This is a genomic window from Streptococcus mitis, assembly GCF_002096925.1.
Taxonomy (GTDB): Bacteria; Bacillota; Bacilli; order Lactobacillales; family Streptococcaceae; genus Streptococcus; species Streptococcus mitis_AF.
Window position 1 is genome coordinate 12680 of the sequence record NZ_NCVN01000013.1, and the last position, 18362, is coordinate 31041.

Here is an 18362-nt window from a genome sequence, read left to right on the forward strand (position 1 = left end):
TTAAAAAACAATTCGTTTTCAAAGCGTTTCTGAAAATTTCTTGATTTACAAGTGAACACATCAGTGAATTTGTTGAAGACTTTCAAAAGATTTTTTTGCAAATTCCGTAATTTACTTGAATCTTCCCTAAAAAGGTAGTATAATAAATCTATAGAAAACGCTTACAGAATTAGGAGGGTGTATGGATAAGAATAATGCTTTAAAAACCTTTATGACAGGTGAAAATTTTCACCTCCAGCACTATCTGGGAGCTCATAGGGAAGAAAAAAATGGTGAGTATGGCTACACTTTTCGTGTGTGGGCACCTAATGCTCAGGCTGTACACTTGGTAGGGGATTTCACCAATTGGATTGAAAATCAAATTCCAATGGAACGGAACGAATTTGGAGTCTGGGAAGTCTTTACCAGTCTTGCTTACGAAGGCCAAATTTATAAGTATCATATCACACGTGCAAATGGTCATCAGCTTATGAAGATTGATCCTTTGGCTGTAAGGTATGAGGCACGACCTGGTACTGGGGCTATTTTAACAGAAATTCCAGAGAAAAAATGGAAAGATGGACTTTGGTTAGCTCGTAGAAAACGCTTGAGCTTTGAAGAGCGTCCCGTCAATATTTACGAAGCTCATGCTGGCTCTTGGAAGAGAAATCCTGATGGTAGTCCTTTTAGTTTTGCTCAATTGAAAGATGAACTCATTCCTTACTTGGTCGAGATGAACTATACTCACATTGAGTTTATGCCCTTGATGTCTCATCCTCTTGGATTGAGTTGGGGTTACCAGCTTATGGGTTACTTTGCTTTAGAGCATGCCTATGGTCGCCCTGAGGAATTTCAAGATTTTGTTGAGGAGTGTCACTTAAACAATATTGGGGTTATTGTGGACTGGGTACCTGGTCACTTCACTATTAATGATGATGCCTTGGCCTATTATGATGGAACACCGACTTTTGAATATCAAGACCATAATAAGGCTCATAACTACGGTTGGGGCGCACTCAATTTTGACCTTGGAAAGAATGAAGTCCAGTCCTTCTTGATTTCTAGTATTAAGTTTTGGATTGACTTTTACCATTTGGACGGTATTCGTGTGGATGCAGTGAGCAATATACTCTATCTAGATTACGATGATGCCCCATGGACGCCTAATAAAGATGGGGGCAATCTCAACTACGAAGGCTATTATTTCTTAAAACGTTTGAATGATGTCATTAAACAAGCTCATCCAGACGTTATGATGATAGCTGAGGAAAGTTCATCAGCTACTCAGATTACTGACACCAAGGATTCAGATGGTCTTGGCTTTGACTACAAATGGAATATGGGTTGGATGAATGATATCCTACGATTCTACGAAGAAGACCCAATTTACCGTAAGTATGACTTTAATTTAGTGACTTTCAGTTTTATGTATGTCTTCAAGGAGAATTATCTCCTACCATTCTCACACGATGAAGTGGTTCATGGCAAGAAGAGTATGATGCACAAGATGTGGGGAGATCGCTATAATCAATTCGCAGGCTTGCGCAATCTCTACACCTACCAAATTTGTCACCCTGGTAAGAAATTGCTCTTCATGGGTAGTGAATATGGGCAATTCCTAGAATGGAAATCTGAAGAACAGTTGGAATGGTCTAACCTAGAAGATCCAATGAATGCTAAGATGAAGTATTTCACTTCTCAGCTAAACCAGTTTTACAAAGACCACCGCTGTCTGTGGGAAATTGATACCAGCTATGATGGTATTGAAATCATCGATGCGGATAATCGAGACCAGAGTGTTCTTTCCTTCATCCGTAAGGGGAAGAAGGACGATATGCTAGTCTGCGTCTTTAACATGGCACCTGTTGAACGAAAAGATTTTACAATCGGACTTCCTGTTGCAGGGATTTACGAAGAAGTCTGGAATACTGAGTTAGAAGAGTGGGGAGGCGTTTGGAAAGAACATAATCAAACTGTTCAAACGCAAGAAGGACTATGGAAAGATTATGAGCAGACCTTGACCTTTACCCTACCGGCTATGGGAGCAAGTGTTTGGAAAATCAAACGTCGATTGAAACCTACTAAAACCGTCACAAGTAAAAACCAAAAAGGAGTAGAAAATGAAGAATGAAATGTTAGCTTTGATTCTTGCTGGTGGGCAAGGAACTCGTCTCGGTAAACTCACTCAAAGCATTGCAAAACCAGCTGTGCAATTTGGTGGGCGCTACCGTATCATTGACTTTGCTCTTTCAAACTGTGCCAACTCAGGCATCAACAATGTTGGAGTCATTACACAGTACCAACCACTTGCTCTCAACAACCATATTGGAAACGGTTCAAGCTGGGGACTAGACGGTATCAATTCTGGTGTCTCGATTCTTCAACCTTATTCTGCAAGTGAAGGAAATCGTTGGTTTGAGGGGACTAGCCACGCTATTTACCAAAATATTGATTATATTGACAGTGTCAACCCTGAGTATGTCTTGATTCTGTCTGGGGACCACATCTACAAAATGGACTATGATGATATGCTCCAGTCTCACAAAGATAATAATGCCAGCTTGACAGTAGCGGTTTTAGACGTCCCTCTTAAAGAAGCTAGTCGTTTTGGTATTATGAACACAGATGCCAATAACCGCATTGTTGAATTTGAAGAAAAACCAGCTCAACCTAAATCTACAAAAGCTTCTATGGGAATTTACATTTTTGATTGGCAACGTCTGCGCAATATGCTTGTTACTGCTGAAAAGAGCAATGTCGATATGTCAGACTTCGGTAAGAATGTCATTCCAAATTACCTTGAGTCAGGTGAAAGTGTCTATGCATATGAGTTTAATGGCTACTGGAAAGATGTTGGTACTATTGAGTCACTTTGGGAAGCTAACATGGAATATATTTCACCAGAAAATGCCTTGGATAGCCGTAACCGTCAATGGAAGATTTACTCAAGAAACTTAATTTCACCACCAAACTTCCTTGGGGCAAATGCTCATGTGGAAGATTCCTTGGTTGTCGATGGCTGTTTCGTAGATGGAACTGTTAAACATTCTATCCTCTCAACAGGTGCGCAAGTTCGCGAAGGGGCAGAAGTAGTAGATTCAGTTATCATGAGTGGTGCAATTGTCGGTCAGGGAGCTAAAATCAAACGTGCCATTATTGGTGAAGGTGCAGTTATTTCTGATGGTGTCGAAATTGATGGAACAGAAGAAGTACAAGTTGTAGGATATGATGAAGTAGTGGGGGTAGCAACAGATGAAGATTGATAAATATTCTGCCATTTTAGGAAACACAGTTGGTTTTCATGATATGTCAACACTGACAGACCACCGTCCAGTAGCTAGTTTGCCATTTGGTGGTAAATATCGCTTGATTGACTTCCCGCTTTCAAGTCTTGCTAATGCTGGTGTCCGTAGTATTTTTGGTATTTTCCAACAAGACAATATCAGCTCAGTCTTTGACCATATCCGTTCAGGACGTGAGTGGGGCTTGTCAACTCTTCTTAGCCACTATTATCTAGGTATTTACAATACTCGTGTGGAAAGTAGTACAGTTGGAAAAGAATACTACCAACAACTTCTTACTTACTTGAAACGTTCTGGCTCAAACCAAACAGTTTCACTCAACTGTGATGTTTTGATTAATATTGATTTGAACCAAGTTTTCCATCTACATAGTACAACAAAAGGGCCTATCACTGTAGTTTATAAAAAACTAGCTAAGAAAGACATTTCAGAAGTAAACGCAATCTTGGAAGTGGATGAAACAGACCATGTTCGTTCTCATAAACTCTTTGATAGTAAATCATCAGATGAAGTTTACAATATGTCGACAGATATCTTTGTCGTTGATACCCCTTGGTTGATTGAACGCTTAGAAGAAGAGGCTAAGAAAGAACATCCAGAGAAGTTGCGCTATGTTTTACGGGATTTGGCTGCAAAAGAAGGGGCTTTTGCCTACGAGTACACAGGCTACCTAGCCAACATTCATTCTGTAGAGTCTTATTATAAAGCGAATATCGATATGCTTGAATCGCAAAAGTTCTATTCTCTCTTCTCACCAAACCAAAAGATTTATACAAAGGTTAAGAATGAAGAACCAACTTACTACGCTAATACATCTAAGGTAAGCACTTCTCAGTTTGCTTCTGGTAGTATCATTGAAGGTCAAGTGGCTAATTCCGTTCTATCACGTAATATTCATGTACATAAGGATAGCTTGGTTAAAGATAGCTTACTTTTCCCTCGTGTTGTTATTGGAGAAGGAGCTCAGGTAGAATACGCTATCTTGGATAAGGGTGTTGAAGTTGCGGATGGTGTTGTGATTCGAGGTACTGCAGAACATCCAGTTGTCGTTAAGAAAGGTGCTAAAGTAACAGAGGATATTCATTCATGAAAATTTTATTTGTAGCAGCAGAGGGTGCACCCTTTTCAAAAACAGGTGGTTTGGGAGACGTCATTGGCGCTCTTCCCAAATCACTGGTAAAAGCTGGGCACGAAGTTGCAGTTGTTTTACCCTACTATGATATGGTAGAGGCTAAATTTGGAAATCAGATTGAAGATGTTCTTCATTTTGAGGTGAATGTTGGTTGGCGCAGACAGTACTGTGGAATTAAGAAAACAGTACTAAATGGTGTGACCTTCTACTTTATTGACAACCAATATTATTTCTTCCGTGGTCATGTTTACGGTGATTTTGATGACGGAGAACGCTTCGCTTTCTTCCAACTGGCTGCCATTGAGGCTATGGAAAGAATTGACTTTATTCCTGATCTTCTTCATGTTCATGACTACCATACAGCCATGATTCCTTTTTTGTTAAAGGAAAAATACCGTTGGATTCAAGCTTATCAAGGAATTAAAACTGTTTTAACCATTCATAATTTGGAATTCCAAGGACAATTCTCAGAAGGAATGTTATGGGATTTGTTTGGGGTTGGCTTTGAACGGTACGCTGATGGTACCCTTCGTTGGAATAACTGTTTAAACTGGATGAAGGCTGGTATCCTCTATGCGGACCGTGTTTCAACCGTTTCGCCTAGCTATGCTTATGAGATTATGACCAGTCAGTTTGGATGTAACTTGGATCAGATTCTTCGAATGGAGTCTGGTAAGGTATCTGGTATCGTGAATGGGATTGATGCTGACCTGTATAATCCTCAGACGGATGCCCTATTAGATTATCATTTTAATCAGGAAGATTTGTCTGGGAAGGCCCAAAACAAGGCAAAATTGCAAGAGAGAGTAGGCTTGCCAGTTAGAGCTGATGTTCCACTGGTGGGAATTGTTTCTCGTTTGACACGTCAAAAAGGTTTTGATGTGGTGGTCGAAAGTCTGCACCATCTCTTGCAAAATGATGTTCAGATTGTTCTTTTGGGAACTGGCGATCCAGCATTTGAAGGAGCTTTCTCATGGTTTGCTCAAATCTATCCAGACAAGCTATCAGCAAATATCACTTTTGATGTCAAACTAGCTCAAGAAATCTACGCTGCTTGTGACCTCTTCCTCATGCCGAGTCGTTTTGAACCGTGTGGCTTGTCTCAGATGATGGCTATGCGTTACGGAACCTTGCCATTGGTCCATGAAGTTGGTGGCTTGCGAGATACCGTTAAAGCCTTTAATCCAATCGAAGGAAGCGGTACTGGCTTTAGCTTTGACAATCTATCTCCTTACTGGTTGAATTGGACTTTCCAAACAGCATTGGACTTGTATAGAAATCATCCTGACGTTTGGAGAAATCTACAAAAACAAGCTATGGTGTGTGATTTCTCATGGGATACAGCCTGCAAGTCATATCTTGACTTGTACCATAGTTTAGTTAATTAATAGATAAAATCGTATGATGACTTCATACGATTTTTGGGCTGTTTAGAGAGGAGAACTGATGCTTCAAGTAAAAGGCTTGTGTGTTATGGATGTGGATGGAACCTTAATCCTAGAAGAAGTAATTGATTTGTTTGGAAGAGAGGTAGGTCGTGAGGAGGAAATTTCGCTGATTACAAGTCGGGCAATGCGAGGAGAGTTAGACTTTGAAAGAAGTTTACGAGACAGAGTGTCCTTCTTGGAAGGTCTTCCTATTTCGGCCTTTGATAAAGTCTTCAACTCTATTCATCTAACGCCAAATGCCCAGGAATTCATTTCCATTCTCCAAAAGAACGCCATCCTAGTTGGTCTGGTGTCTGGTGGCTTTACACCAATAGTTGAAAAATTAGCAAAATCTCTAGGGATTGCCTATTTCTCTGCAAACCAACTTGAAGTCAAAGGTGGCTTTCTAACAGGGGAATTAGTTGGACAAATTATCAGTCCCGAGGTCAAAAAAGAGACTCTGGAAAAATGGAGAGAGAAACTAAAACTTTCTAAAGAAAGAACGATTGCAATCGGTGACGGGGCCAATGATCTATTTATGTTGAAGTCAGCAGGACTGGGAATTGCTTTTTGTGCCAAAGAAGTACTGAAACAAGAAATACCAAACCATGTTGACAAGAGGGATTTTTTAGAAGTTCTTCCCTTGATTGACTGTTTAGAATGAGGGAAAATATGAAGATTGTAATTGCACCAGATTCATTTAAGGAAAGCTTGTCCGCTCAACAAGTAGCTGAAGCAATAAAAAGAGGCTTCCAACAATCGATAGCAGATGTAGAATGTCTCCTCTGTCCTGTTGGTGATGGTGGCGAAGGTACAGTAGATGCTATTCGGCATTCTATTGACCTTGAAGAAAAATGGATCCAAGTGACAGGACCTTTTGGACAAAAAGAAGAAATACGCTATTTTCAAAAAGGGGAACTGGCTCTATTTGAAGTTGCCGACTTGGTTGGCCTTGGAAAAATTCCGATAGAGAAACGAAATCCACTTCAAATCCAAACTCGTGGTATTGGAGAGTTGATTCGCCACCTCATTGCTCAAGGGATTAAAGATATCTATATCGGAGTTGGTGGTACGGCCAGTAATGACGGAGGAATTGGGATCGCTGCTGGATTGGGTTATCAATTTTATGATAAGGATGGAAATGTCTTGCCTGCATGCGGTCAATCCTTACTAAAATTAGCTTCTGTTTCAACAGAAAATTGCTATGAAATTCCTGAAGATGTTCAAATTCGTATTTTAGCAGATGTCACGAGTCCCTTATGTGGTCATCAAGGTGCGACTTATACTTTTGGTAAGCAAAAAGGCCTACATCCTACTATGTTTGCAGTCGTAGATCAGGCAATCCAAGATTTTTATAAAAAAGTTTCACCTGCAACATTGCAAATTAAAGGAGCAGGAGCTGGTGGAGGCATTGCTGGCGGTTTGTGTGCCTTTGCTCAGGCAAATATCGTATCAGGAATTGATACCTGCTTGAACTTAATCAACTTTGATAAGAAAGTTTTACATGCTGACTTGGTTGTTGTAGGAGAAGGAAGGCTAGATCGTCAAAGCCTAGCAGGTAAAGCTCCGATAGGTGTTGCAAAAAGAACCCCTGTCGGAGTTCCTGTTATTGCTATTTGCGGTAGTCTTGCTGAGGATTTACCTTCCCTACCATTTGAAAATATTCAAGTTGCCTTTTCTATTTTGGAGAAAAGTGAACCTCTAGAAGATAGTTTGAAAAATGCCAGTCTCTATTTGGAGCACACGGCTGCCAATATCGGGCATTTATTAAATATGCGCATGATTTAGCCAAACCATTTCTTCCATAAGGATGTTTTGGCTGGTTCTTCCTTTTTAACTTCCCAAAGTTTTGCAAAAGCAAGTCGAAGGTTCTTTTCTTCTACTTGAACTGGTGCATTGCTATGGATAATCAGGCCAAAAGGAGAAGAAGTATGCTCTTCAGATACAATGGTAGCTTGACTATCAGTTTCTTTAGCTTCCTTTAAGTAGAAAACTTGCTTGTCAAATTCGATATTTGGAGAAATCTTTACAAATAGTGGCTCTGCTTTTTCCTGAAGGTTTTCTAAAATAGATAAAAAACCTTTTTCTAACTGAGGACTATTTGCTGTATCAATATCTGCATATCCAAGAACTCTTTCCTCAAAAGTACCAAGATAGCGTCTTTGCTCATCCGGATTTAATTTTGGCCCACCATGAGCTTTTTCAAGTAATTGTTTTGATAAATCTGTCATGAAAACAGTATATCATAAAAGTTAGAATAAAACAGACAAAAGAAAGCGATTACTTTATAAAGTTAAGGAAAATTTGCACAAAGATAACGTTTTTTCTTGAAAAAGGAGGGGTTTTAAGGTATTATAGAGGTGTAAAAAATTTAACTCATAAGGAGAGTAAAAAATGTCAATTATTACTGATGTTTACGCTCGCGAAGTCCTAGACTCACGCGGTAACCCAACACTTGAAGTAGAAGTTTACACTGAATCAGGTGCTTTCGGACGTGGTATGGTTCCATCAGGAGCTTCTACTGGTGAACACGAAGCAGTTGAACTTCGCGACGGTGACAAATCTCGTTACGGTGGTCTTGGTACACAAAAAGCTGTTGACAACGTAAACAACATCATTGCTGAAGCTATTATTGGCTACGATGTACGTGATCAACAAGCTATCGACCGTGCTATGATCGCTCTTGACGGTACTCCTAACAAAGGTAAATTGGGTGCAAACGCAATCCTTGGTGTGTCTATCGCTGTAGCTCGTGCTGCTGCTGACTACCTTGAAATCCCACTTTACAGCTACCTTGGTGGATTCAATACTAAAGTTCTTCCAACTCCAATGATGAACATCATCAATGGTGGTTCTCACTCTGACGCTCCAATCGCTTTCCAAGAGTTCATGATCTTGCCAGTTGGTGCGCCAACATTTAAAGAAGCTCTTCGTTACGGTGCTGAAATCTTCCACGCTCTTAAGAAAATCCTTAAATCACGTGGTTTGGAAACTGCCGTAGGTGACGAAGGTGGATTTGCTCCTCGTTTCGAAGGAACTGAAGACGGTGTTGAAACTATCCTTGCTGCGATCGAAGCTGCTGGATACGTTCCAGGTAAAGATGTATTTATCGGATTTGACTGTGCTTCATCAGAATTCTACGATAAAGAACGTAAAGTTTACGACTACACTAAATTTGAAGGTGAAGGTGCTGCTGTTCGTACATCTGCAGAACAAATCGACTACCTTGAAGAATTGGTTAACAAATACCCAATCATCACTATCGAAGATGGTATGGATGAAAACGACTGGGATGGTTGGAAAGCTCTTACTGAACGTCTTGGTAAGAAAGTTCAACTTGTTGGTGACGACTTCTTCGTAACAAACACTGACTACCTTGCACGTGGTATCCAAGAAGGTGCTGCTAACTCAATCCTTATCAAAGTTAACCAAATCGGTACTCTTACTGAAACTTTTGAAGCTATCGAAATGGCTAAAGAAGCTGGTTACACTGCCGTTGTATCACACCGTTCAGGTGAAACTGAAGATTCAACAATCGCTGACATCGCAGTTGCAACTAATGCAGGACAAATCAAGACTGGTTCACTTTCACGTACAGACCGTATCGCTAAATACAACCAATTGCTTCGCATCGAAGACCAACTTGGTGAAGTAGCTGAATACCGTGGATTGAAATCATTCTACAACCTTAAAAAATAAAATAGTTCAGTGAACTATTTTATCCCGAACCTTGAAATTCAAAAGTTCGGCCGTTGATTTAACAACGTTTCTAGCCCCTCGGATTTTATCCGAAGGGCTATTTTTCTGTTCAGGGGTAAGTAATCGTTCAAAAGATTCTAGGAGAAGTATAGAAAAAAGAAGGTAAAATATTACATAGAATTTTTATATAAAGTGTTGATGAAGCTAATGGTATGAAGCATTTCTTTCAATAGAATTGAGAAAGAAAAATAGAAATCTAATTTAATAATAGTCCAGCCTATATAAATTATTAACGCAAATCACGTAGTAAAGCCATTGTCGATTGTCTTATAGCCGAAGGAATTTCATCTGATTTATTTGATTCATTCACAGTATAAAGCATGTTAGCTACCAATCCTGTATCTAGTTTAAATTTATCACTATACTTACGTTTCTTAGAATCAGAATATGTAATTTTTACAGTAACAATTCCTTTGTAGTTATTATGTATTGATGAAGTAAATTTTTGACCTGGAGCAATCATGTTTCCAATAAGAGATTTAAAACGGTGTTTATCGTTTAACTGGTCAAGATCATCTTCTATTTCTATATCTTCAATATAAGCTGGAGTTTGACCGAAATTTTTGAAAGTATAGACTCTTTGCTGTAATTTAACTGCGTATGCATCAATATAAACATTGATATATGGTTTTGCCATATCTTCAGTTGCCTTCTTAGTCTGCCAGAGGGAAATGGTATTAAAAATAAAACCGATGATAGAAATTGCGACAGTAACATATAAGGTCCAAATTTGGACGTTGTCATTCGTAATAATAGGCATGTTGGTTTATCTCCTTCGTTTATGATAATAAGCTAATTATAAATAATAAGGAAGAGCATGAGTAAAAATGTAAATAAAAATATGATTCAAATTCAAACATGTCTACTCATGCTTAGTTTAACTCGAATGAAATTATCTAAAAGAGTTTATTTGAAAAATCTGTAATTTCTAAATTATTGCATTGTAGGAAAACTAGCGACAATATTAAAAAGAATGTTTCATAAAGGTTAAAAATTTAATACTTCTATTAATCTTTGAAATTTTAGTAAAAGAAGTTATTCCGACAAACAAACTTTATAAAAATCCTCACCCAAAGGTGTAATGTCTATAAGTCCCTTCTGAATATGTAATTTTTCATTGTACTTTGTTTTAATATAAGATGTTTTATAAACTTCAGTTAAGGGATTATTATCTAGAAATATATATCGTTCTTCGCTCGAAAGCCAAGATGTGAAATCGATTTTAATTAAGCCTAATCTTTCAAGGTTTGTAATGGAGGAAGCATTTCTATCAAAATCAAACATTGAATTATCAAGTGATGATTCTATTCCACAATCACTATCATGAGGGATAAAAATGAGCGGTTTCAAAAGACTCTGACCACCCATTTCGTGTTGTAGTAGATACTTAGCAACTGGACATCGTTTTCTTTGAGCAATAAACTTTAAATTTCTAGCATCTAAAGGGCTGAGTTGTTTTATAATTTCAACAAAAGAATGATGTAATAACGGATTTTTTGAAGAATCAAATGATGCCGCTAATAGTGTTGCAAAAATTTCTCGTATATCTTCTTCCTCAATGTAAAATTTTGATGCTTCCAATGCAGGTCCTAATATACTCATTTTAGGGTCTTGTATATTTTCTATAGGTATTTGTTCGATCTTCTCAGTTAATGCTTTAACGTATCTCTCATTATTGTACTTACGCTCTTCATTTTTTCGTAGTAGGAAACCATCAAGAGGGCCAAAAACATATTTCCATGCTTCATTAAAAGTGTTAGCAGGAGCCTCGGCTCCCTTTGTAGCCATGGTTGTAGCAAATGAAGTTAAGATTGTAGGTAGCAAATCAGTCATAATAAACCTCGCTTTTTATTTTTATTATACCAAAATACAAAAGAAAATCTAATTGATGTTATTTAAGAAATACAAATTAATACCAGTTATAGTGGGTGGATGGTTTACTTATGGAGGCAATAAGAAAATTGTAAAATACGGAATATTTGATAGCAGAGAAGGCTAAAATCTAGGAGATAACAAATAGAAGCTATCTTGATTTATTGACGATTCGACATATAAGGTAGTTTTTATTAACTATAAAGTCTTACTTACCTCTAGCCCCTCGGATTTTATCCGAAGGGCTTTTTATGTGCAATAATCAAAAATGAAAAATAACTTATGGTATAATAGACAAAAACACTTGTATTAGAAAGCAATTATGTCTAAAGAAATTGATATTGAGTACTACCACCAGCTAGCCTTGCAAAAGCAGAAGGAACACCGTAAAGTTTTAGCCAATCTAAAGAAAAAGCCACCAAAAAATCTAGATAAGATAGTCCAGCAGATTCACCAAGAAGTTTTTGAGGAGATTGATTGCACTGCCTGTGCTAACTGTTGTAAGACATTGGGACCGGACTTTAAAGAAGCGGATATTACACGAATCGCCAAGTATTTTAAGATGAAATTACCAGCTTTTGAAGCGGAGTTTCTGCAGGTAGATGAAGATGGGGACAAGGTTTTCAAATCTATGCCTTGTCCATTTTTAGGAGGAGATAATCTCTGTTCCATCTATGATGTTCGTCCAAAGGCCTGTCGTGAATTCCCCCATACAGATCGCAAAAAGATCCATCAAATCAACCATTTGACGATTAAGAATACTTTGACCTGTCCAGCAGCCTATCTCTTTGTTGAGAAATTAAAGGATAAGTTATAGAGATTTAAAGGATGAAAAATTTCTAATAATAACTAGTAATATGAAGGGAGTAATCCTGTGCCTAGACCGAAAACAAAAGAGGAACTAGTGCTGGCCTCTAAGGAAAACTATGAAAAGCTCAATCGTTTCATCTCCCAACTAAGTGAAGATGAGCTACAGATTCCATTTGATTTTTCAAGAGACCCAAAGAAAAAAGAAGCTCACTGGAAAAGGGATAAAAATCTGCGGGATGTCTTGATCCATCTTTATGAATGGCATCAGTTACTTTTGACTTGGGTACATTCTAATCAAAAAGGTCACGAAAGTCCTTTTCTCCCTGAACCTTATAATTGGAAAACTTATGGAGAAATGAATGTCGCTTTTTGGAAGAAGCACCAGAAAACCTCCTTAGAAGAAGCGACTAGACTCCTAGAACAATCACATAGAGAGGTTTTAGAGTTGATAGAAGTTTTTAGCAATGACGAACTCTTTGCCAAAGGTATCTATAAGTGGACGGGAGGGACAAGTCTAGGTTCCTACTTTGTCAGTAGCACGTCAAGCCACTATGATTGGGCTCTGAAAAAACTCAAAGCTCATCGGAAGAATTGTAAAGGATAGATGGACTATTTGAAATTGCAAGAATGAGTTCTTTTAAACGTAATACTCTTCGAAAATCAAATTCAAACTGCGTCAACGTCGCCTTGCCGTACTCAAGTACAGCCTGCGGCTAGTTTCCTAGTTTGCTCTTTGATTTTCATTGAGTATAAGATAAAAGCAAAGGGCTATCAAGTGATGTAGCCCTTTTGAGTTATATAAGCAAATTACCATGCAAATGCTGTCGTTGGAGCATTGAGCGCTTCTAACCACTGTTTATTTTTTACGGGGCAAAGAGTTACGGATATACCTGCCATATCTAGACTGGTCATAAATGTTCCTGATTTTATAAAGGTAATAGTGACTCCTTCAATTTCTAAGAGTTGAAGGAGATCATTGATAAATATGCCCATTTCTAAGTTGCTGGTAGTGCCTAGATTATTTACAAGCAATATAAAATGATCACCCTTTTTCCAATGATAGTGCAATCTTAATTTACTTATAATTTCATTTGCAAGGATTTCCGATGATTGGAATGGGACGATACGATAACCTTCTTCGCCATGTATCCCAATACCATAAGAAATATTTCCTTCTTCCAAGTTAAATAGTGGAAGGGTGGCTTGGGGGAGACTAGCAGATTTCGTTGCAAAGCCGATTGTTGCGATTTCGGGAGCAAGTTCATGACCTAAATCAGTTAGTTGCTCTATGTCGGCACCATTTTGAGCTGCATATCCTAGAACTTTATGAAGTAAAATAGTCCCTGCAAGCCCTCTTCCTCTAATTTGAAATCTATTGTGAGGTTCAATAGAAATATCGTCGTGTGCTAGACTATAGCCGACCTTAATTCCTTCTTGTCTAGCAGTATTAATGGCCCAGCTAAATTCTTTGATGTCTGCTTCGAAATTTTTTACAATGATGAAGACACCGTGACCATTGTTTAAAAAACGAATGGACTCTAAGATTTCAGTTCTTGTAGGAGGAGTAAATAATTGGCCATAGATAGCAGCGGTAAGCATTCCTTCTCCCACATATCCAATATGCGCAGGTTCGTGACCGGAACCTCCACCCGACAATATTGGAACCTGATGAGGATTGCGATTTTTTTGATAGACTAATGGTAAGGTAGGGTGTTTTTCTAATTCAGGATGACTGCTGACAGTTGCCGAAATGTAACTTGAAATAATTTTCTGTTTATGATTTGAAATAAATGTCATTGTGGTCTCTTTCCAATAATTGTCATGATTAGAAAGTCTGGTTGTGGAACTGGACTTTTTTTATTGACGTAAGCCTTCACGATTTCTGCTAGAGCATGTGAATGATAGTCTAACAAAAAACAAGTATAAGCAGATGAATCGATATCAATCTGACCGTATTCTTTTAAAATTTTTGATACAAGCAAGCGACAGTAGCTGATAAATTGGTCATAGAAGTTATTTTGTCCTTGAATATCAAAAAGTTGAATATAAAAGTCACGCTCTTGTTCGAAATAAAAAAATAATTCTTGTAATAGTTTTTGGCCCGAAATGAAGTCTAAGTTATTGGTGATATACTCGGTTAAGTCAGTTTCAAATATCCAGTCTAGCAGTTCATATTTGTCAAGAAAGTGATTGTAAAAGGTTTGTCTACGAATGCCAGCTGATTCCATGATATCTACAATAGAGATTTTGTCAAATTCTCTAGTAGCTAATAGGTCTCTAAATGCCTTGGCAATCCGTTTTTTTGTAATAAGTGATGATGCCATAGGAAACCTTTCTTTTACTTACTTCATTTTACCAAAAAAATGTTTTAAACGGGTTTAAAAGGGGACAAATAATAGAATCTGTCCCTTATCATCCAGCGATAAAAAATATATAATGAAAGCGAAAACAAAGGTACATGCCGAAAGGAGTTTCTCATGAAAAAAATTATAAATGAACCGACACAAGTTGTTGATGAAATGTTGCAGGGATTGTCATTCATGCATGATGACTTGGTAGAACGCTTAGATGGTTTTGATGTCATCGTTAGAAAGGCAGAAAAGACAGGAAAAGTTGGACTCATTTCAGGTGGAGGTTCAGGACATGAACCAAGTCATGCTGGATTTGTAGGAGATGGAATGTTGTCTGCTGCCATTTGTGGAGCAGTTTTCACTTCACCTACTCCGGACCAAATTTTAGAAGCCATTAAGGCGGCTGATGAAGGTGCTGGAGTTTTCATGGTCATCAAGAACTATTCTGGTGACATTATGAACTTTGAAATTGCACAAGAACTTGCTGAAATGGAAGGTATTGATGTAGCAAGTGTTGTAGTCGATGATGATATTGCGGTTGAAAATAGTCTCTATACCCAAGGCCGTCGAGGTGTTGCGGGTACTATTTTAGTCCATAAAATTTTGGGGGCTGCAGCTCGTTCTGGTAAATCATTAGCTGAAATAAAGGACTTGGCCGATAAACTTGTCTTAGAAATTAAAACAATTGGGCTAGCTTTGTCTGGAGCAACCGTTCCTGAAGTTGGGAAACCCGGATTTGTTCTAGAAGATGATGAGTTTGAATATGGAGTTGGTATTCACGGTGAGCCAGGATATAAAAAAGAGAAAATGCAACCTTCAGCACAATTGGCCTCAGAATTGGTTGAAAAACTATCTGAAGGTTTCCGACTTAAGACTGGTGAACGCTATGGCCTTCTCATCAATGGTTTAGGAAGCACTCCTCTTATGGAACAATACGTATTTGCAAATGATGTGGCTAAATTACTCCATGAAAAAGGTGTTGAGTTGGCATTTAAGAAAATTGGAAACTATATGACCTCAATTGATATGGCTGGCTTGTCATTAACATTGATTCGATTGGCAGATGATGAGTGGTTGGATGCTCTAAATGCACCTGTTACTACACCAGCTTGGTAAAACTCAAGGAGGAAATGTTTCATGAATGCTGAACAAGCTCTTGAATGGATGAAGCTTTTTAATGAAAAGATTCAAGAACAGAAAGATTACCTTAGTGAGTTAGATACTCCTATAGGAGATGGAGACCACGGTGGAAATATGGCGCGTGGCATGGCTGCAGTTATGGAAAACTTAGAAGGAAAGCAATTTGAAACAAGCAGTGATGTGTTTAAACTTGTCTCAATGCAACTACTGAGTAAGGTTGGTGGTGCTTCTGGTCCCTTGTATGGCTCTGCTTTTATGGGCATGGCCAAGTGTGATTTAAATTCGAAAATAGAGGAAATCTTACAAAGTGGTTTGGATATGATTATCAAACGTGGGAAAGCAGAAGTTGGAGAAAAGACAATGGTTGATGTTTGGACTCCTGTTATTGCTGCCTTGTCTGCTGGCCAATTGACTCAAGAGGTTATTGATAAGGTAGTGAATGCTACCAAAGATTTACTTGCAACTAAAGGAAGGGCATCTTATGTAGGAGAACGTTCTCTTGGACATATTGATCCTGGATCATTCTCATCAGGATTACTCTTTACTGCTCTTTTAGAAACTGGGGTGGTTTGATGGGAAGTATTGGTCTTGTTATCGTTTCACATTCCAAACACATTGCACAAGGTGTTGTTGAACTGATTAGTGAAGTAGCTAAAGATGTTTCGATTACTTATGTAGGAGGAACCGAAGATGGAGGAATTGGAACGAGTTTTGATCAAGTAGATAGGGTTGTTTCCGAAAATCCAGCAGATACTTTATTAGCTTTTTTTGACCTAGGTTCTGCTAAAATGAACTTAGAAATGGTGGCTGATTTCAGTGATAAAAGTATCGTCATCAATAGGGTTCCAATTGTAGAAGGTGCCTATACTGCAGCTGCTCTTCTTCAGGCTGGTGCAGAACTGTCAGTTATTCAAACACAGTTGGCGGAGCTTGAAATTAATAAATAAGGAATTTTACTATAACTCTTTTTATAGGTAAGCTATTGATTATCTCCACTATCAAAGTTTAATACTCAATGAAAATTAAAGAGCAAACTAGGAAGCTAGCCGCAGGCTGTACTTGAGTACGGCAAGGTGAAGCTGACGTGGTTTGAATTTGATTTTCGAAGAGTATAAGTAAATGATTTCAAAATCAGAAAAGGATTGCTTTATGCAGTTCCTTTTTAATGTAAAAGGAGTAGAATCATAGCGTTTCTAAATTGTGAATCATTCAAAACAGATTCTGATGGGACTATTCTAGCTTTAGAATTCTTTAAAAATTAAAATTTAAGGCAATCAATTGCTTAGAATAGTGCGAAAACATTTAGTTTATAGGAATTCTAGGTCTAGAATTACATAGATATTTATGAAGTTAGGGTATTCGATAGTTAGAATTGTTCTATTCTGAAAGATTTAAGCTGTCAATCTTCTAGAATAGTAGTTTGCCAATGAATTTTGTTGAAAGATTCCTTGTTTTATGGTAGTCTAAAGTAAAAGAAAGCCTTATCATTATATTTGTATCTTTAATCTGACTTGGTTTAGGTCTAGAAGAAGGATAGATCTTTTTGGGATTTTTAATAACAATTATATTTTCACTTGCAAAAAATGTATTTCAACTTTACCTAATGTAGAAGAAGGAAATATCATAAAATGCTTATGACTTGTTTGAAATAGAATGTAAACTAAAAATGGATTCCCTTTACATATTAGGAGTAGGTAGATGAGTAATCTAGAGTCAATTCGTAAAGCGCATATCATCGTGTGGGGTGCCTATCTATTTTTATCATTAAGGGCGCCGCTAATGAGCAGCACAGAGTATTTCTTGCTTATTTTTTTAGCGTTTCTCTATTCAATAGTATCGTTACCTATATATTCTGTGAAGAATAAAATAGTATCCATTTGTCTGGCTATAAACTCGATTCTGTTAATGAGTTTCCCGATTTTAATCAATAAATATTTCCCAGGAAAGGTTTCTACTTATATCGTATTAATAATTATTTTTATCCTGGAATTCTTAATCTTTAATATAATTGGTAAATATTTTGATACTAGATTAGCTAGCGAGTATAGGAAAATCAGTCAGTTTAAAAGTAAGATGTCTCAATCTCCTTGGATAAAATATTTAGAGATTTCTAGTTTTATATTAACTATATTTCCATTTATTCTTCATGGTACAGTTGATAATCGTGTATTGACTCTTATCTTTTTGATAAAAATTTGTGTAGATACTACGATAAATATTCTATTAAACAGAATCTTTAATTCAAGTGAGATAATGAAAAGGAGGATATTTTCTCTTTTTGTACTAGATTTGATTGTCTATTTATTTTTAGGCTATGTTTTAGCAATGCAAAAAGATGGATACCTATTTTCAATTCTACTAATTTTTTCTAATTTTTCACTTCCCTTTATCAGAGAAAAAGAGTATGAATTATTCAAAAATAAGAAGTAATATAAATTGAAAATATACAAGGGCTTCTTCTTTTTAAAACACAATATCGAAGCAATTGTTTGTCTAAAAAGTTGATTATTTGGATGAATGTCGTTTTTTTTGATGTTAATCATGGCAATGATGATTTATGCAAAATAAAAAAGATAAGGACACTGTAAAA

18 protein-coding genes are annotated in these 18362 nt (G+C 37.4%); 13 read left to right on the plus strand and 5 right to left on the minus strand.

The features are described 5' to 3' along the window. Positions 1 to 181 precede the first annotated feature (181 nt). Genes glgB through B7692_RS03700 form a run of 6 tightly spaced genes read left to right on the plus strand, consistent with a single transcriptional unit; the run spans position 182 to position 7628 of the window. A complete protein-coding gene (gene glgB, locus B7692_RS03675; RefSeq protein ID WP_084929938.1) occupies positions 182 to 2110 on the plus strand; it encodes a 1,4-alpha-glucan branching protein GlgB in 1929 nt (642 codons plus the stop codon). Continuing rightward, positions 2100 to 3242 carry a glucose-1-phosphate adenylyltransferase gene (locus B7692_RS03680; RefSeq protein ID WP_049491443.1) on the plus strand — a complete coding sequence of 381 codons (1143 nt, stop codon included), beginning with the start codon at positions 2100 to 2102 and terminating at the stop codon, positions 3240 to 3242. Before glgB ends, B7692_RS03680 begins: the two co-directional genes overlap by 11 nt. Continuing rightward, positions 3232 to 4371: a glucose-1-phosphate adenylyltransferase subunit GlgD gene (gene glgD / locus B7692_RS03685; RefSeq protein WP_084929939.1), complete on the plus strand. Its 1140-nt coding sequence runs from the start codon at positions 3232 to 3234 to the stop codon at positions 4369 to 4371. The genes B7692_RS03680 and glgD overlap by 11 nt, the downstream gene beginning before the upstream one ends. Continuing rightward, positions 4368 to 5801 (plus strand): glycogen synthase GlgA, encoded by a 1434-nt coding sequence (gene glgA / locus B7692_RS03690; RefSeq protein ID WP_084929940.1) that lies wholly within the window; start codon positions 4368 to 4370, stop codon positions 5799 to 5801. Before glgD ends, glgA begins: the two co-directional genes overlap by 4 nt. Positions 5802 to 5859: 58 nt before the next feature. Beyond that, entirely contained in the window at positions 5860 to 6504 is a 645-nt protein-coding gene (gene serB, locus B7692_RS03695) for a phosphoserine phosphatase SerB (RefSeq protein ID WP_084929941.1), read from the plus strand. A gap of 8 nt (positions 6505 to 6512) precedes the next feature. Continuing rightward, positions 6513 to 7628 carry a glycerate kinase gene (locus B7692_RS03700; RefSeq protein WP_084929942.1) on the plus strand — a complete coding sequence of 372 codons (1116 nt, stop codon included), beginning with the start codon at positions 6513 to 6515 and terminating at the stop codon, positions 7626 to 7628. Here the strand turns inward: B7692_RS03700 and B7692_RS03705 are convergent. After that, a complete protein-coding gene (locus B7692_RS03705; RefSeq protein ID WP_084887232.1) occupies positions 7625 to 8071 on the minus strand; it encodes a DUF1694 domain-containing protein in 447 nt (148 codons plus the stop codon). The two genes, B7692_RS03700 and B7692_RS03705, sit on opposite strands and share 4 nt — an antisense overlap. Positions 8072 to 8234: 163 nt before the next feature. Here B7692_RS03705 and eno point away from each other — a divergent pair, with 163 nt between their 5' ends. Beyond that, positions 8235 to 9539, plus strand: coding sequence for a surface-displayed alpha-enolase (gene eno / locus B7692_RS03710; protein WP_000022813.1), 1305 nt, complete (start codon positions 8235 to 8237; stop codon positions 9537 to 9539). 289 nt (positions 9540 to 9828) lie between these two features. Here the strand turns inward: eno and B7692_RS03715 are convergent, their stop codons facing one another. After that, positions 9829 to 10359, minus strand: coding sequence for a hypothetical protein (locus B7692_RS03715; RefSeq protein WP_084929943.1), 531 nt, complete (start codon positions 10357 to 10359; stop codon positions 9829 to 9831). Positions 10360 to 10634: 275 nt separating this feature from the next. After that, a complete protein-coding gene (locus tag B7692_RS03720) occupies positions 10635 to 11432 on the minus strand; it encodes a DUF4393 domain-containing protein (RefSeq protein ID WP_084929944.1) in 798 nt (265 codons plus the stop codon). A 361-nt stretch (positions 11433 to 11793) separates the two neighbouring features. Here B7692_RS03720 and B7692_RS03725 point away from each other — a divergent pair, with 361 nt between their 5' ends. Both B7692_RS03725 and B7692_RS03730 read left to right on the plus strand, forming a co-directional pair. Next, a complete protein-coding gene (locus B7692_RS03725) occupies positions 11794 to 12288 on the plus strand; it encodes a YkgJ family cysteine cluster protein (RefSeq protein WP_084929945.1) in 495 nt (164 codons plus the stop codon). 57 nt (positions 12289 to 12345) lie between these two features. Beyond that, positions 12346 to 12885: a ClbS/DfsB family four-helix bundle protein gene (locus tag B7692_RS03730; RefSeq protein WP_084929946.1), complete on the plus strand. Its 540-nt coding sequence runs from the start codon at positions 12346 to 12348 to the stop codon at positions 12883 to 12885. A gap of 203 nt (positions 12886 to 13088) precedes the next feature. Here B7692_RS03730 and dhaQ read toward each other — a convergent pair whose 3' ends face one another. Continuing rightward, positions 13089 to 14078, minus strand: a complete 990-nt coding sequence (gene dhaQ / locus B7692_RS03740) for a DhaKLM operon coactivator DhaQ (protein ID WP_084929947.1) — start codon at positions 14076 to 14078, stop codon at positions 13089 to 13091. Next, a complete protein-coding gene (gene dhaS, locus B7692_RS03745) occupies positions 14075 to 14605 on the minus strand; it encodes a dihydroxyacetone kinase transcriptional activator DhaS (RefSeq protein ID WP_084929948.1) in 531 nt (176 codons plus the stop codon). The genes dhaQ and dhaS overlap by 4 nt, the downstream gene beginning before the upstream one ends. A gap of 153 nt (positions 14606 to 14758) precedes the next feature. On the opposite strand from dhaS, the gene dhaK reads away from it, so the two are divergent. From dhaK to B7692_RS03770, 4 genes are all read left to right on the plus strand, one after another. Continuing rightward, positions 14759 to 15748, plus strand: a complete 990-nt coding sequence (gene dhaK, locus B7692_RS03750) for a dihydroxyacetone kinase subunit DhaK (RefSeq protein ID WP_084929949.1) — start codon at positions 14759 to 14761, stop codon at positions 15746 to 15748. Positions 15749 to 15769: 21 nt separating this feature from the next. After that, positions 15770 to 16345, plus strand: a complete 576-nt coding sequence (gene dhaL / locus B7692_RS03755) for a dihydroxyacetone kinase subunit DhaL (RefSeq protein ID WP_084929950.1) — start codon at positions 15770 to 15772, stop codon at positions 16343 to 16345. Continuing rightward, entirely contained in the window at positions 16345 to 16719 is a 375-nt protein-coding gene (gene dhaM / locus B7692_RS03760) for a dihydroxyacetone kinase phosphoryl donor subunit DhaM (RefSeq protein WP_084929951.1), read from the plus strand. Before dhaL ends, dhaM begins: the two co-directional genes overlap by 1 nt. A gap of 751 nt (positions 16720 to 17470) precedes the next feature. Further along, positions 17471 to 18202, plus strand: coding sequence for a hypothetical protein (locus B7692_RS03770; RefSeq protein WP_084929952.1), 732 nt, complete (start codon positions 17471 to 17473; stop codon positions 18200 to 18202). Positions 18203 to 18362 lie beyond the last annotated feature (160 nt).

Excerpts from the sequence above, each read along its gene's own strand:
- B7692_RS03680 (WP_049491443.1), top strand. The coding sequence starts at position 2,100 with ATGAAGAATGAAATGTTAGCTTTGATTCTTGCTGGTGGGCAAGGAACT.
- B7692_RS03725 (WP_084929945.1), top strand. The coding sequence starts at position 11,794 with ATGTCTAAAGAAATTGATATTGAGTACTACCACCAGCTAGCCTTGCAA.
- glgD (WP_084929939.1), top strand. The coding sequence starts at position 3,232 with ATGAAGATTGATAAATATTCTGCCATTTTAGGAAACACAGTTGGTTTT.
- dhaS (WP_084929948.1), bottom strand. The coding sequence starts at position 14,605 with ATGGCATCATCACTTATTACAAAAAAACGGATTGCCAAGGCATTTAGA.
- dhaM (WP_084929951.1), top strand. The coding sequence starts at position 16,345 with ATGGGAAGTATTGGTCTTGTTATCGTTTCACATTCCAAACACATTGCA.
- B7692_RS03715 (WP_084929943.1), bottom strand. The coding sequence starts at position 10,359 with ATGCCTATTATTACGAATGACAACGTCCAAATTTGGACCTTATATGTT.
- B7692_RS03705 (WP_084887232.1), bottom strand. The coding sequence starts at position 8,071 with ATGACAGATTTATCAAAACAATTACTTGAAAAAGCTCATGGTGGGCCA.
- glgB (WP_084929938.1), top strand. The coding sequence starts at position 182 with ATGGATAAGAATAATGCTTTAAAAACCTTTATGACAGGTGAAAATTTT.
- dhaL (WP_084929950.1), top strand. The coding sequence starts at position 15,770 with ATGAATGCTGAACAAGCTCTTGAATGGATGAAGCTTTTTAATGAAAAG.
- serB (WP_084929941.1), top strand. The coding sequence starts at position 5,860 with ATGCTTCAAGTAAAAGGCTTGTGTGTTATGGATGTGGATGGAACCTTA.
- glgA (WP_084929940.1), top strand. The coding sequence starts at position 4,368 with ATGAAAATTTTATTTGTAGCAGCAGAGGGTGCACCCTTTTCAAAAACA.
- B7692_RS03720 (WP_084929944.1), bottom strand. The coding sequence starts at position 11,432 with ATGACTGATTTGCTACCTACAATCTTAACTTCATTTGCTACAACCATG.
- eno (WP_000022813.1), top strand. The coding sequence starts at position 8,235 with ATGTCAATTATTACTGATGTTTACGCTCGCGAAGTCCTAGACTCACGC.
- B7692_RS03700 (WP_084929942.1), top strand. The coding sequence starts at position 6,513 with ATGAAGATTGTAATTGCACCAGATTCATTTAAGGAAAGCTTGTCCGCT.
- dhaQ (WP_084929947.1), bottom strand. The coding sequence starts at position 14,078 with ATGACATTTATTTCAAATCATAAACAGAAAATTATTTCAAGTTACATT.
- dhaK (WP_084929949.1), top strand. The coding sequence starts at position 14,759 with ATGAAAAAAATTATAAATGAACCGACACAAGTTGTTGATGAAATGTTG.
- B7692_RS03770 (WP_084929952.1), top strand. The coding sequence starts at position 17,471 with ATGAGTAATCTAGAGTCAATTCGTAAAGCGCATATCATCGTGTGGGGT.